This is a genomic window from Cyclobacterium sp. SYSU L10401, from assembly GCF_010993705.1.
GTDB lineage: Bacteria > Bacteroidota > Bacteroidia > Cytophagales > Cyclobacteriaceae > Cyclobacterium.
Window position 1 is genome coordinate 1 of the sequence record NZ_WOFO01000007.1, and the last position, 14,361, is coordinate 14,361.

General features: G+C 44.9%; 11 protein-coding genes. 3 read left to right on the forward strand and 8 right to left on the reverse strand.

Features of this window, described 5'->3' with window-relative positions:
• Positions 1-409 precede the first annotated feature (409 nt).
• The gene (locus GL182_RS16025) at positions 410-622 is read left to right on the forward strand and encodes a hypothetical protein (RefSeq protein ID WP_240469858.1); all 213 of its coding nucleotides are present in this window, start codon (positions 410-412) and stop codon (positions 620-622) included.
• Positions 623-714: 92 nt separating this feature from the next.
• Positions 715-2,244, forward strand: coding sequence for a cryptochrome/photolyase family protein (locus tag GL182_RS16030; RefSeq protein WP_163380797.1), 1,530 nt, complete (start codon positions 715-717; stop codon positions 2,242-2,244).
• Between the two features lie 597 nt (positions 2,245-2,841).
• Here GL182_RS16030 and GL182_RS16035 read toward each other — a convergent pair.
• The 8 genes from GL182_RS16035 to htpG form a co-directional block, all read right to left on the reverse strand.
• Positions 2,842-3,417: a bifunctional precorrin-2 dehydrogenase/sirohydrochlorin ferrochelatase gene (locus tag GL182_RS16035; protein WP_163380798.1), complete on the reverse strand. Its 576-nt coding sequence runs from the start codon at positions 3,415-3,417 to the stop codon at positions 2,842-2,844.
• A 4-nt stretch (positions 3,418-3,421) separates the two neighbouring features.
• Positions 3,422-4,198 (reverse strand): uroporphyrinogen-III C-methyltransferase, encoded by a 777-nt coding sequence (cobA, locus tag GL182_RS16040; protein ID WP_163380799.1) that lies wholly within the window; start codon positions 4,196-4,198, stop codon positions 3,422-3,424.
• Positions 4,198-6,300 carry a HEPN domain-containing protein gene (locus GL182_RS16045; RefSeq protein ID WP_163380800.1) on the reverse strand — a complete coding sequence of 701 codons (2,103 nt, stop codon included), beginning with the start codon at positions 6,298-6,300 and terminating at the stop codon, positions 4,198-4,200. Before GL182_RS16045 ends, cobA begins: the two co-directional genes overlap by 1 nt.
• Before the next feature lie 39 nt (positions 6,301-6,339).
• Positions 6,340-7,077 (reverse strand): phosphoadenylyl-sulfate reductase, encoded by a 738-nt coding sequence (locus tag GL182_RS16050; RefSeq protein WP_262889345.1) that lies wholly within the window; start codon positions 7,075-7,077, stop codon positions 6,340-6,342.
• A 119-nt stretch (positions 7,078-7,196) separates the two neighbouring features.
• Complete coding sequence (locus GL182_RS16055; protein WP_163380802.1) at positions 7,197-7,613, reverse strand: RrF2 family transcriptional regulator; 417 nt, start codon at positions 7,611-7,613, stop codon at positions 7,197-7,199.
• Between the two features lie 222 nt (positions 7,614-7,835).
• The gene (locus GL182_RS16060) at positions 7,836-8,759 is read right to left on the reverse strand and encodes an endonuclease/exonuclease/phosphatase family protein (RefSeq protein ID WP_163380803.1); all 924 of its coding nucleotides are present in this window, start codon (positions 8,757-8,759) and stop codon (positions 7,836-7,838) included.
• Positions 8,760-9,059: 300 nt separating this feature from the next.
• On the reverse strand, positions 9,060-9,302 hold the full coding sequence (locus tag GL182_RS16065; protein WP_163381030.1) for an endonuclease domain-containing protein: 243 nt from the start codon (positions 9,300-9,302) through the stop codon (positions 9,060-9,062).
• 167 nt (positions 9,303-9,469) lie between these two features.
• Positions 9,470-11,350: a molecular chaperone HtpG gene (gene htpG / locus GL182_RS16070; RefSeq protein ID WP_163380804.1), complete on the reverse strand. Its 1,881-nt coding sequence runs from the start codon at positions 11,348-11,350 to the stop codon at positions 9,470-9,472.
• A gap of 203 nt (positions 11,351-11,553) precedes the next feature.
• On the opposite strand from htpG, the gene GL182_RS16075 reads away from it, so the two are divergent.
• Entirely contained in the window at positions 11,554-13,947 is a 2,394-nt protein-coding gene (locus GL182_RS16075) for a glycosyl hydrolase family 95 catalytic domain-containing protein (protein WP_240469860.1), read from the forward strand.
• The last annotated feature ends 414 nt before the right edge of the window (positions 13,948-14,361 follow it).

Below are 14,361 nucleotides of genomic sequence, written 5' to 3' on the forward strand. Positions count from 1 at the left end.
TTTCGCCCTTTTTTCATTCCCTCCTTTCCGGTACTTGTTTCAAATTTAGCGTGAGAAAATTCATTTTTATCTCCACCAAATAAAGGATGGTTTTATTTCATAAAACCATCCAAAAATTATTTTTTTAGACAATTTGCAAATTCAAATTTTATTCTATTATTTATAAAAATATAACACAATTTAAGCATATCATTAAAAGGTGTTTCAATTACATAAAATAATATTTCAAAAAGCAAATTGCAAAAAAGGCTTTGCATAGAACAAAAATACTAGTTTGTAATAGAGAGGCAGTCAATTTTTTGATTGGTAGAATTTGGGTTGGGTATCAATTACCCGAGAGGTACGATAAAACAGATAATTTAACTTTCAACATAGCATAGAAATGATGGCGTCCAAAACAAAGGCAATCATGCAGATCCATCTTGACCAAAAAGATGTAACTATCATAGGAAAAGACCTGCTGGAATATGCCGAGACATTAAGTGAAGCGTTGGGAATGGATACCTTAAGCATCCAGGAGGAAATGAAGTCCGGTGATCTGAATCACCTGATCATCACTTTCAATCACTATTTCAGTGACTACATAGAACTGCTCGATTCCGATCACAGGATGAGTTCCTGATTTTTAGCTCATATGCATACATGTTAATGGCTGATATTATGTAAACAATTGGAGAAAAAGGATGCTTTATTGGGTAGACCAAAAAAGCGAAAATGGAAAAAACCTTAAGACTCATTTTGGGTGACCAGCTGAACCGGCAGCATTCCTGGTTTAAAAAAAAGGATGCGGCAGTGGTTTACCTGATCATGGAAATGAAGCAGGAAACGGATTATGTCCGGCACCACATACAGAAAGTGCTGGCCTTTTTTCAATCCATGCGGATGTTTGCCGAATGGCTAAAAAAAGAAGGGCATCAGGTAATCTACCTGAAAATAGATCAAACCGAAAACCGGCAGGAGCTGGAAAAAAACATCCGCTTTATTATCCAACGGGATAATTTCAAACATTTTAATTATATCCTTCCTGACGAATACAGGTTGGATAGGCAACTCAATGACATCTGTAAACAGCTGGATATCGAAACAAAAAGTTTTGATGCCGAACACTTTTTAAGCGACAGGCAGGCCGTAAAATCATTCTTTTCGGGTAAAAAAACTTTCCTGATGGAATCATTTTACCGGTCTATGCGTGTCAAACATGACATCCTCATGCAGGGCAAAAAGCCGGCGGAGGGAAAATGGAACTTTGACCAGGAAAACAGGAACAAATACCGGGAAGAGGTAAAAATCCCGCCACCCCCCGTTTTCAAGCGAGACTTGAGCCAGCTGCACGATAGCATCAAAGCTGCCGGTATTAAAACCATCGGAGAAGCAGACCCCAAAAACTTTCAATGGCCCTGTTGCAGGGAAGAGGCCATGGAATTGCTGGAGCATTTTTGCGACAAGTTGTTGCCCCATTTTGGCCAGTATCAGGATGCCATGCATTCCCAACACCCATTCCTGTTCCACAGTAGGCTCAGCTTTGCCCTAAACAGCAAAATGCTGCATCCCCTGGAAGTGATCCGAAAGGCTGCTGCCTACAGGGAGGAGGCTCCGGAAAAGTATGGGATGGCACAGGTAGAGGGCTTTATCCGTCAGATACTCGGCTGGAGGGAATTTATGCGGGGGATCTATTGGGCGAAGATGCCGGATTATGCTCTGATGAACTTCTTTTCCCACAAACGGCCCCTGCCGGCATTTTTTTGGGATGGGAACACCAAAATGAATTGCCTCAAACATGCCATCGGACAATCCCTGGAGCATGCCTATGCGCACCACATTCAGCGGCTGATGGTCACTGGAAATTTTGCCTTGCTGGCCGGAGTTGATCCGGATGAGGTGGACCAATGGTACCTGGGGATTTATGTAGATGCCATTGAATGGGTGGAAATCACCAATACCCGGGGCATGAGTCAGTTTGCGGATGGCGGCATTGCAGGTACCAAGCCCTATGTATCTACTGCCAACTACATCGACAAAATGAGTGACTATTGTGGTAGCTGCCATTATTCCAAAACCAAAAAAACAGGAGATAAGGCATGCCCTTTTAATAGCTTGTACTGGGCATTTTATGAAAGGAACCGGGACAAACTTGAAAAAAATCCCCGTATCGGCTTCGTATATAAAACCCTTTCGAAAATGAAGCAAAAGGATGAAATCCTGGCGCAGGCGGAAAGTTATTTGGAGAACCTGGATGAGCTTTAACCCGCTCCTCGAAATTTGTAATTCCGAGGTTTAGATAGAAGGGATTTGTAATCCCTGGTAGCGATCTATTTACCCGTACCGGGTGGAGTTTGAAACTACATCCCAGATTTCCGATTAGTTACCCCATCGAGGCATTTATAATGCTGGAAACCAAAGACCAGCCGTAAAAAAACATTCTTTAAAACCCACAGAGTTAGCAATACAAGCGGCTTTTTTACAGGTTTTATCTGTTTATGACTCCGGAAATAACTAGGTGATTGGCATAGGCCCCCGGTAGCATTTTATTTATCTGTGCTAATCGGTGTAATCTGTGGTGACTCAACTGCGTGTAGATTACATCCTTATCGCATATTAAATGATCTAATGCCAGGTATGAGAAAAATTTATAGGTTGGTTAAACAAATTATTCAGAAAACCCGTTATATTTAATGTTAAATAAACATTTAAAAAAATGTACTGGAGTCTGGACACGTTTTTTCAGCAAAATTTAAGGCTGAATGAAAACGAAAAATTAAAACTGATAAAAACATATATCAAAAATTTAAAAAGTGAGAAAATAAAAAGGGGCTAAACGCCCCTTTTTTGTCTATTATTCCTTTAATCTTTTTTGATCAATCCTTCTGTCAACTTATTCAGCGCCTCCACCTTGTATTCAAAGTCTCCCTTCAGGGTATCCCGGTACCGGTTGATGTTCTCCACCATTTCGTTGATGTCCTCCGGAATGGTTTCTTCCAGCAATTGCCTCAGGCGCTTTGCCGTAGTGGGGCTTTTACCATTGGTGCTAATAGCAATTTTTACATTTCCCTTGGTCACAATCCCACCCAAATAGAAGTCGCAATATTCAGGCGTATCTGCCACATTGACCAGCAAATACCTGCTCTTCGCCTCCTGGTAGATCGTCTTATTGACCTCTGGAAAGTTGGTCGCAGCAATCACCATGTGCTTGCGCTCCAGGTAGCGTGGATGGTAGGCATTCTGGACCAGCTGAATATTGGCATTTTTTTCAGCTATTTCCCTGATTTCATCGGATATTTCTATAGATACTACCGTCACTTTGGCCTGAGGGCTGGATTTGAGCAGAAAGGTTAACTTTTCCAGACCCACAAAACCAGCCCCTACCAGCAAGGTTTCCAGCTGATGTACTTTCAGAAAAATGGGATACAATTCATTCATTGGCTCAGGAAATCATCTTATGGTCGTACACAACTTCTTCAAATAGGGCTTTTAATTGGGGACTTTCTTTGACCACTTCACCGATAATGATAACGGCCGGAGCACCAACCTTGTTTTCCCTTACCTTTTTTTGAATGTCCGAGATGGTACCGGCTACCACCTTTTCTTCCCGGGTAGTACCCCTTTCGATGATGGCGATGGCCTTATCGGCCATGCCCTGATCTTCATATACCCCTACAATCTCATCCAGCTTTCTGGTACCCATCAACAAAACCACCGTTGCACTGGATTGGCTGGCAAGTTTCAGGTCATTGGATAAGGCCCCACTAGAGGTAGTTCCGGTTATCACCCAGTAACTTTCTGAAACCCCTCTTTTGGTCACCGGTATGCCTGCAGATGCCGGCACGGCTACCGTGGAGGAAATGCCGGGAACAACATCCGTGGCAATCCCAAACTGGTGGATATAATCCAGCTCTTCTGCCCCTCTGCCAAAGACAAAGGGATCTCCACCCTTCAGCCGGACCACATGCCCATATCTCTGTGCATAATACACACACTGCTTGTTGGTTTCATCCTGTGGATGTTGCCTGCTGCCATGCCTTTTTCCCACAAAAACCTTGATGGCTTTATCCGGAGCGTGGTTGAGCAGGGTCCGGTCTATCAGGGCGTCATACAAGACCACATCGGCCTTGTTCAATGCCAACACCCCCTTTAAGGTTATCAATTCCGGATCTCCGGGACCCGCTCCTACCAATGTCACCCTTGGTCTGATCTCATTCATCACGCATGTACTTCTTTTGACCTGAATTCACTGATCGCTTCAAATACGCTTTCAGCTGTTTTATAATATTCACCTGCAAAAGTGGCTGTAGGTGGATTTTGCCTGATTTGATAAACCAGATCTGCAAAGGTAGCATTCAGTTTGATTTTATCACTCTCAATGAAATGCTTGTCAAATTCGGAAACAATATTGGCGTAGCTATTGGTATTTACTCCCTCAGCCGTTAAAATCGCCTTTGCCGCATTCACCATACTGGTGTAGGCCTGATAAATCCCATCCGCCCACTTTTCTGCATTCAAACTATCTTCTGCATCGGCCAGTTTCTCCCTGGCTTCCAGTAGTAAGGTGGATACCAAATCTATGACCACACCGGCACATTCTCCTACTCCAATGGCTTTTACATAAGGCTCCTCATTGCCCCAGTCTATGAAATCAGAATCTGTGATATTATCTGTACCGGCCAGTGGCTTGAGCATTTCGTAGAAATACATCTGCCCTTTTCTCTCATAATAGAAGGCATATTTTTCTCCTATTTCAGCCTGGGATTTGAAATCGTCCAAAAGCATCTTTAAGGCCTGGGGGCCTCTTTTGCTCGGAATTTTGATTACCTTATCGGCAAACCTGCCCTGCCCTTCTCCCAGGGTAGCTCCCCCGAGCAGTACCTGTAAAGCCGGCAATACCGATTTACCCACCTTCATGGACATGCCCTGAAAGCCTATGGAGGCCATGTTGTGCTGTCCGCAGGCATTCATACAGCCCGAGATCTTGATGGTAAGGTCCTTGTCCAGCAATAAATCCGGATATTCATCAATGATAAGCTTGCCCATCACGTCTGCTGCTCCGGTACTGCTGGCAATGCCCAGGTTACAGGTATCGGTGCCGGGGCAAGCCGTAATGTCTCCTATGGAATTGTAACCATAGTCTGCCAATCCAAGTTTTTTGAGCTCCTGATAGAAAAAGGGAAGCAATTCTTCCTTTACATCCCTGATCAGAAAGTTCTGCCGCAGGGTAAACCGCAGTTCGTCATTGGCATAATCTCTGATTAGCGTTGCCAGCTGACGGGCCTCTTTGGTATAGAAATCACCCAAATGAACTTTAACGCCCACTGCAAAATATCCCGGCTGCTTTTGAGGCAGCACGTTCGTTAATTTCCACCGCCTGTAATCTTCATCTGTGGGTACAGTAAAATCAGGCAGCACCGGTTCAGGCAATGATTTTGATGCTTCAAAATCCGTTACATCTATCGGGTATGACTGGTGCTGCAGGGCAGCTTGTTCTTCTTTCACCAATTGCAAGAATTCTTCAACTCCCAATTTGGTGATTAGAAACTTCATTCGGGCTTTCATTCGCTTGGCCCTTTCTCCATGCCGGTCAAAAACACGAACCACTCCTTCTATAAACGGAATCAACTGATTCGTGGGCAGGAACTCGTGGACCACATCTCCATGGCGGGGTTGTGAGCCCAAACCTCCGCCCAAAAGCACCTTAAAGCCCCTTTCAGCCGACTTGCCTTCGCCTTTTACCCTGGCAATAAACCCCAGGTCATGCATATAGGAAAGGGCCGTATCTTCGTCACTGGAAGAAAAGCTGATCTTAAATTTTCTACCCATTTCCTGGCTAATGGGGTTACGCAACATGTACTTGAAGGTAGCATCTGCATAGGGCGTCACATCAAAGGGCTCACTGGGGTCAATGCCCGCTGTTTCCGAGGCGGTTACATTCCTTACGGTATTGCCGCAAGCTTCACGGATGGTGACATCGTCCTTTTCCAGTTCGGACCAAAGTTCAGGTGTCCTGTCCAGGCTGACATAGTGAATTTGAATGTCCTGCCGGGTGGTAATGTGCAATCTTCCGGTAGAATATTTTTCAGAAACATCGCAGATTCGGTTGAGCTGTGAGGACGTCACCCGGCCAAATGGAAGTTTGATCCGGATCATTTGCACGCCTTCCTGCCGTTGCCCGTAAACTCCCCGGGCTAACCGTAGGCTTCTGAATTTTTCTTCGTCTATTTTTCCGTTTCGAAAAAGGTTGATTTTATCCGCCAATTCGACGATATCTTTTTCTACAACTGGATTTTCTATTTCGGTTCTGAAACTTTGCATGGTACTGATATTTCGGTTTTTAACCTGTTTTTTTGTTGATTAGGATTTGTTGGCCACCTGTTTCTCTTGCTCATGAAGGCCACATTCTTTGTGTGAAGCTTCCCACCACCATCTTCCGGCGCGTGGATCTTCACCGGGTTCAATCGCCCGGGTACAGGGAGCACAACCAATGCTGACGAATCCCTTGTCGTGCAGGGGATTGTAAGGAATCTTTTGGGTATGGATATAAGAAAGCATTTCTTCCATGGTCCAATGCAGCAGGGGATTGTATTTCAGGATCTGGTTTCCCTCATCCCATTCCAGGAGCTGCATGTTTTCCCGGTTTGGACTTTGCTCTGCCCGCAATCCCGTAATCCAGACATTATTGCCTTTCAAAGCACGCTTGAGGGGCTCCACTTTTCTTACATAGCAACAAGATTTCCTGTTTTCTATGGAATGGTAAAAGCCATTGATGCCATTTTTGGTGACCAGGTCCTGAACGGCCTGTGTATCCGGATAGAAAGGCTTGATGTCCACGCCATATTTGACGATGGTCCGGGCAAGCAGATCATAGGTCTCGTAAAATAACCGGCCGGTATCCAGGGTGAATATTTCTACCGGCAGGTTATTATTGGCGATGATTTGGGTAATCACCTGATCTTCCTGCCCAAGAGAAGTGGAGAATACCACTTTCTCGGGAAAAAGATCTGTCAGCAAAGCCATTGCCTGCTCAATGGACAGACTTTCCATTCTATGGATCAGTTCCTTAATTTTATTTGCTTCCATTACGTATTTCAATTTGCTTTTTTGCTGGGATCTGTACCCCCCACCGCATATCAATGGCCCCACAATATACAGGGCTGCAAATACAAAAGTACATAAAACCTACAAATTATATAGAGTAAATGGAAAAAAATTTATTCGTTGGATAAAATATCCTGCAGGGTCTTCATTTCCAGTATTTTGAGTGTTTCATCCCTGACTTCTATCATCACCTTGTTTAAGCCACATTGCTCCTGATTTTCGCATTCTTCACAAGGCTCGTAATAATTGAGACTCACACAAGGCAGCAGGGCAATGGGGCCGTCCAGCAATCTGATGATGCGTGAAAGGGGAATTTCTCTGGGCTCCTTGATGAGGTAATATCCCCCTCCCTTGCCCTTTTTACTTCCTAAGAAACCGGCTTTTTTCAGCTCTAGCAGGATATTTTCTAAAAATTTATGGGAAATATTGTGTTTTTCAGATATCTCGGAAATCAATATGGCCCCCTGATCCTTGTTTTTTCCCAGATAAGTCAGGGCATGAAAAGCATATTTGGTTTTTTTTGAAAGCATGCGTCGTGCAAAAATGGTTGTATTGATTAAAGATAATCACTTTCATTAAAAATGAGCAGTTTATCGGATGATTTATGAAAAAAGAGGCGATCTTATGGAATTTAATCCTTCCAAGATGATATAAAACCGGATGATTGATAATTTCCAATGGAGGTAAAAAGGCAAGTATTTTTTACATTGAATCAGCAGGTTATTGTTTGATTTCACACGTTTTAAAAAAGATTATTCCAAAGAAAAGGTGGTCACCACAAATCCATGGTCTGAGGGGTACGGTATTTCCTTTTGGTTAATCCGAATGGTATCACCAATATAGGCCATGTACGACGTAGATGCCAGCGGTTTTAAATCCCCTTTATAAAAAATGTAATCGATGCGGTGGGAATCCATTTTTTCCTTTACATCCCAGGTAATGCCGGGATGCCAGATGGGATTGGGATGCACTTCCCGAAACGAATCCCTCAAGCCCATTTCCTCCAATACTTTCGTGGCATACCAGGGGACGATCAGTCCGTTGTGTCGCATCTGGGTTTCCTCGTTCCAGTCAAGGTGGGAGGGGGAATTCATGTCCCCGCCCAAAATCATGGGAACCGAATCGGTGGCAGCAGCATATTTTTTGAGGTAGGGCAGCACGTTTTGGATCATTTCGGTTCGTTTTCCCGCAGCTTCCCAGGCCAGCAGTTCATCGACTGATTTCCCCATCTGCTCCGGGGCGTCATCCCAGGGCAAATAGTAAAACCAGTTCGAAAAAACATTGATTTTTTGCTCATCGATCAGGACTTCCCGGCCGCCCAGATAAAACGGATATCCGGTATCGATTCGCTCCCCAAAAGGGTATTTGGAATAGATGGAAAGGTTGACGCTTTCGTCATCCGGGTCGGTGCCCTCAGGTGCTATCAGATGAAAATGATACCCTAAGGTCTCCGCTATATGGGGTCCGGAGCCGTAGGTTTCAACCATAAGTACCAGGTCCGGGTCAATTTCCCGGATGATGTCTATCACCCGGTCGGGGCCGTCGGGAAGGTCGTTTCCGCCGTGCAAAATGTTCCAGGCCATCACCTTCAGCGTCTTTGTATCGGATTGCGCCCAGGCAGCTGTTTCCATAAGTAGAAAGGCGGCAAGGCAGGCATAGAGGATTAGTCGTTTCATTGGTTGCTGTCATTAAGAAATTGGGGAGGAGATGTGCAGCCGATTTGGATTAAATGGGTCTGAGATAATGGTAAATATAAACAGCTAATCCGTTTCTACCAATCACTGTTTTTTAATTTCATCCCGGTGGCAAGAGGGATTGTATATCGTTCGAGTTTTCAGGTACGATATTACACCTGGTTAATCCTAAATTCCTGAAACAAATCGCATTGATATAAACGAACCTAACAACCCAACTTGAACTAATTCCCCTTTTAAGGGGGCGAGGGGGATTTTTTCGAGAACATTTAGATGTTTAGCTTAAAAATCCGCTCTGGAAACACCATTTTTTACTTCCCAATCATCGATAAAGGCGCCAATTTCCTGAAGGACAAAAGGCATGGATTTCTTAACTTCTCTATCCAAAAATCGTAAAAAAAACCAACCCATTTTTTCCAAGATCAGTTGTCTGCTTTGATCTTCAACAACAGACTCAGCATAAAAGTGGCTATCCCCATCAATCTCGATTACCAATTTAAGTTTCCTGCAATAGAACGTACGGATTTACGGTTAGGATATTACCGTGAGACTTTCTAAGCCCGTTGAAATGGCACCAATTCAGCTTTATGCTGCCATTCAGCAACTCCAATCTTTCTACGATCGACGTGTAAACAAAAAAGGGAAAGCAAGGCACTGTCCCCGCTTTCCCTTTCTACGAATATATTTTACGCTCAGATCAACTCAACGCTTCTTTTCACAAAGGCGGTAAGCTCCTTGCCTTTCAGCAATCCCTGAGAAAGCAAGGCCAGATCAAATGCCTGCTTGGCCAGTCTTTCCTGCTCCGCAGCGTCTTCTGATTTCAAAATCCGGTCAATAACCGGATGATTGCCATTTACGCCCACCTTATAATTGTCTGGCATGGCACCATAGAATCCCATGCCTCCATTTTGGGCCATGTCCTTCATCCTTCTCATGAACTCGTCCATGGTTACTGTGACGGGCAATTCCTCCGGACTGGAACCTTGAACTTCCACCGAATAGGTTTTGCTGTCGATGGCCTTTTCAAAGATCTCCTTCACCTTGTTGGATTGCTCCTCGGTAAGCAGGTTTTCATATCCGCCTTCCTTCTCGATCAGTTTGTCCACCACATCAGCATCCACCCGCTTCAGACTGGCATTTTCCAATTTGCCTTCCAAGTGCTGGATAAAATGGCTGTCAATAGGCGAATCCATCAGCAACACGTCGTAATCTTTTTTATTGGCCGATTGGATAAAAGTGTCTTGCTTGTCCGTATCGGTAGCATACAGGTATACCAACTTATCGTCTTTACCGGTTTGGAAGGGCTTTACCTTTTCCCGGTATTCTTCCAGGGTATAAAACTCCCCTTTTGTGTTCGTAAACAGGGCAAAATCCTTTGCTTTTTCGTAAAACTTATCTTCTGAAATCATGCCATATTTCACAAAAAGACCAATGTCACCCCATTTGCTTTCATAAATCTTTCTGTCTTTTTTGAACAATTCACCCAGCTTGTCCGCCACTTTTTTGGTGATGTAGTTGTTGATTTTCTTGACGTTGCTGTCGGCCTGCAGGAAGCTACGGGAAACGTTCAGCGGAATGTCCGGAGAATCGATCACCCCGTGCAATAGCATCAGGAATTCCGGTACGATATCCTTTACCTCATCGGTAATGAACACCTGCCGGCTGAATAATTTGATCTTATTGCGTTGCAGTTCAAAATCTTTTTTAACCTTGGGAAAATACAAGACTCCGGTAAGGTTAAATGGATAGTCCACATTCAGATGGATCCAGAAAAGCGGATCCTCGCTCATGGGGTACAGTTCCTTGTAGAATTTCAGGTAGTCCTCGTCTTTTAACTCGCTTGGTGCCTGTGTCCAGATGGGATTGGTGGTATTGATGATATTGTCCACCTCTACTGATTTCCATTTTTTCTCCCCCTTATCGTCCACGCCGTCTTCTACACTTTCGGTTTTGGTTTCAAAGCGAATAGGTACGGGCAGGAACTTGGCGTATTTGTCCAAAATTTCCTGCAGCTTCCACTTGTCCAAAAACTCCTCGGACTCGCTATTGATGTGCAGGATCACATCCGTTCCCCGGTCGGTTTTGTCGCCTGGGCTGATTTCAAATTCTGTACTGCCATCACAGACCCATTTGGCCGGCTCCGCTCCTTCCTTGCGGGAGAGGGAATGGATTTCCACCGTATCGGCCACCATAAAGGCCGAATAAAAACCAAGACCAAATTTACCAATGATCTCATTGGCATCCTTGGCATCTTTAAACTTCTCCACGAATTCGGAGGCTCCGGAAAAGGCAATCTGGTTGATGTATTTTTTGATTTCTTCGGCGGTCATGCCCAGTCCCTTATCTGAGACGGTAATGGTCTTTTTGTCTTTATCAAAACTGACGTCGATGGTCAGATCACCCAGTTCTCCTTTGTACTCGCCCAAAGCGGCCAACCTTTTGATTTTCTGGGTGGCATCCACCGCATTGGACACCAATTCCCTGAGAAAAATTTCATTATCCGAATAGAGAAACTTCTTGATAATGGGGAAAATATTTTCGGTATGAATCGAAATGGTACCTTTTTCCTGCATGGTATTTTTTATTTTTATGTAAACAAAGTCTTTATTGTAATCTTGCCTTGTTCAAGTCTTGTTCCAATTTTATTTTCGTGTCAAATTGTCAGTACCGGATCCGGTTTAATAAATCCCCTGCCGATTGCAGGAAAAGTTAACAGATTTCCTTAAACTATTCATCCTATTTTGGTAGTATGCGAAATCATCAAAACCAACCCAACATGCGACAGCTGCTCCTGCTGCTATTCATCAGCCTCACTCCCCTTGCCAGTACCTGCCAAATAGCAGGTAATGAAGTAGATCCCGCACCAAGGATGGAACTTTGGTACACTTCCCCTGCCGAAGACTGGCTGGAAGCCCTTCCCATTGGCAATGGGAGATTGGGTGCCATGGTATATGGAGGGCTGCAGGAGGAGCGTGTTCAGCTCAATGAAGAAAGCCTTTGGGCCGGTATGCCGGAAGACCCGTACCCCGAAAACGTGCGCCAGCATTATGCTGAATTTCAGCGGTTAAACCTGGAAGGAAACTACCAGGAGGCCCTGGACTACGCCATGGAATACCTGGCCGTCTCCCCTACCTCCATACGTTCCTATGAGCCTCTGGGTGAATTGTATATTTCTTTTGACCATCAACGTTCCCCGGAGAATTACCGCCGATCACTGAATATGGAAACGGGCCTGGTCACGGCTACTTATTCCATAGCAGGGAAAAGGTACCGCCGAGAGGCTTTTTCCTCCAACAAAAAAAATGTCATTTTTTATCGCTTTGAGAGTTTGGATGGGGTGCCTGTTAGCAGCACGATTCGTTTTGAACGGGAGAAAGACATCGTCCAACGCGTCGGAGAAGAAGATATTCTATTCATGGACGGACAGGTATTTGATGATCCCGATGGTTACGATGACAATGTGGGCGGTTCCGGAAAACCGGGGCATCACATGAAGTTTTCTTCCCAAATCGCAGCCGTTTTGGATAATGGAAAGATATGCGGAAATGAAAAAACGCTTACCATTGAAAACAGTACCGGCTTTACCCTGATCCTAAGTGCAGCGACGGATTACAATGTAGCCAAGCTGAATTTTGACCGCAACATAAACGCCAAAGCGACTGCTTTACAGCTACTGGAAGAAGCAAAAGCAACACCATACGAGACAGCCCGGGAAATGCATGTTTCTGAGCACCGTGACATGTTTAACCGGGTTACGCTTTCCTTAGGCAGCCCGCATCGGGACAGCCTTCCGACCGATAAGCGGCTGGAGCAGGTGCGGGAAGGGACGAATGACAACCACATTACGGAACTGTTTTTTCAATACGGAAGGTACCTCCTGATGGGAAGTTCTGTCAACAGGGCCGTTCTACCTGCAAACCTTCAGGGCATCTGGAACAAGGAAATGTGGGCTCCCTGGGAATCGGATTTTCACCTGAACATCAATTTACAGATGAACTACTGGCCTGCCGACCTGACCAATTTATCCGAGGCCTTTGTTCCCCTGTCTAATTTTATGGTAAAATTGGCGGAAAACGGCAGCACTACCGCAAAAAATTTTATTGGCTCCTCCGGCTGGATGGCCCATCACGTAAGCAATCCGTTTGGACGAACCACCCCCTCCGGGTCGACCAAGGAATCTCAGGTTACCAATGGTTATTCCAATCCGCTGGCAGGCGCCTGGATGTCCCTTTCCTTATGGAGGCACTATGAATTTACCCAGGATCAGCATTATTTAAAGGAAACGGCCTACCCGGTCATTGCCGGTGCAGCCCGGTTTATTTTAGACTTTCTGAAAGAGAACGATAAAGGGGAACTGGTCACGTCTCCTTCCTACTCACCGGAGAACGCCTATATAGATCCAACTACCGGTAAGCCAACGAGAAACACCACGGCTGCCAGCATGGACATCCAAATAATAAATGACATCTTTAAGGCCTGCCTGGAAGCAGAAGAAATCCTGGGAGCGCAGCAATTGACAGCGGAAATAGAAAAAGCAAGCGCTAAATTACCCCCAATAAAAATTGGCAAGGACGGCACCCTTCAGGAGTGGTACGAGGACTATGAGGAGGCGGAGCCGGGCCACCGGCACATGTCTCACTTGTATGCCTTGTACCCGTCCAATCAAATCACCGCAGCAACACCCGAATTGTTCAAGGCGGCCGAAAAAACCATCGAAAGACGACTGGCCTTTGGTGGCGGCGGACAAACCGGCTGGAGCAGGGCATGGATTATCAATTTTTATGCGCGTTTACAGCAGGGAGACGAGGCCCTGGATCACATCCATCAAATGATGGCCACCCAACTGGCTCCCAATATGTTTGATCTGCTCGGAAAGATTTTCCAGATTGAGGGCAATTTTGGGGCCACAGCAGGTATTGCCGAAATGCTCCTGCAGTCGCATGAAGATGGAATCATCCGCTTATTACCGGCACTACCCGAAGCATGGGCTAGGGGCCAGGTAACCGGACTGAAAGCAAGGGGGGATTTTGAGGTAAGTATGGAATGGGAAAACTGGGTACTTAAACAAGCTGAAATTCTGGCAATTACTGGTGGAAAGACTAAGGTATTATATCAGGGAAAGGAATGGGAAATAGACCTGGAAAAAGGGGAGTCAAAATCGCTTTTTTAACCAGGATGGTGCCATTGCAAAATCGTTATTTTCTTTTTTCCCATTTTTCCGAATCCTGAGAAGTATGAAAAATGGCCAAAATCAGGATTTGATTTTCATTAATTTAAAAATGAATTCCATATGGGAATTTCCTTAGGAAGGAAATCCTTGTGCTACCATATCGAATTGGAAATTTAATCCTAACAAACAAGTCCCTTTTTACCCAACCTCCTATCTTAAATGAAGCTCCAAAAAAGTTATAAAGCGGGTGGGCCGTCAAAAAACCGGGGGTGCGGGGGGATGTGGGGAGAAGGATTTTTTTGTCTTGATCTTTTGGTACTCTTTTGGATCAAGCCAAAAGTACGACAAGAATTAGCACTTACTAGCCACACTGCCTTCAAAATTGCCTTTCACTCCCCTTCACCGCCTATATTT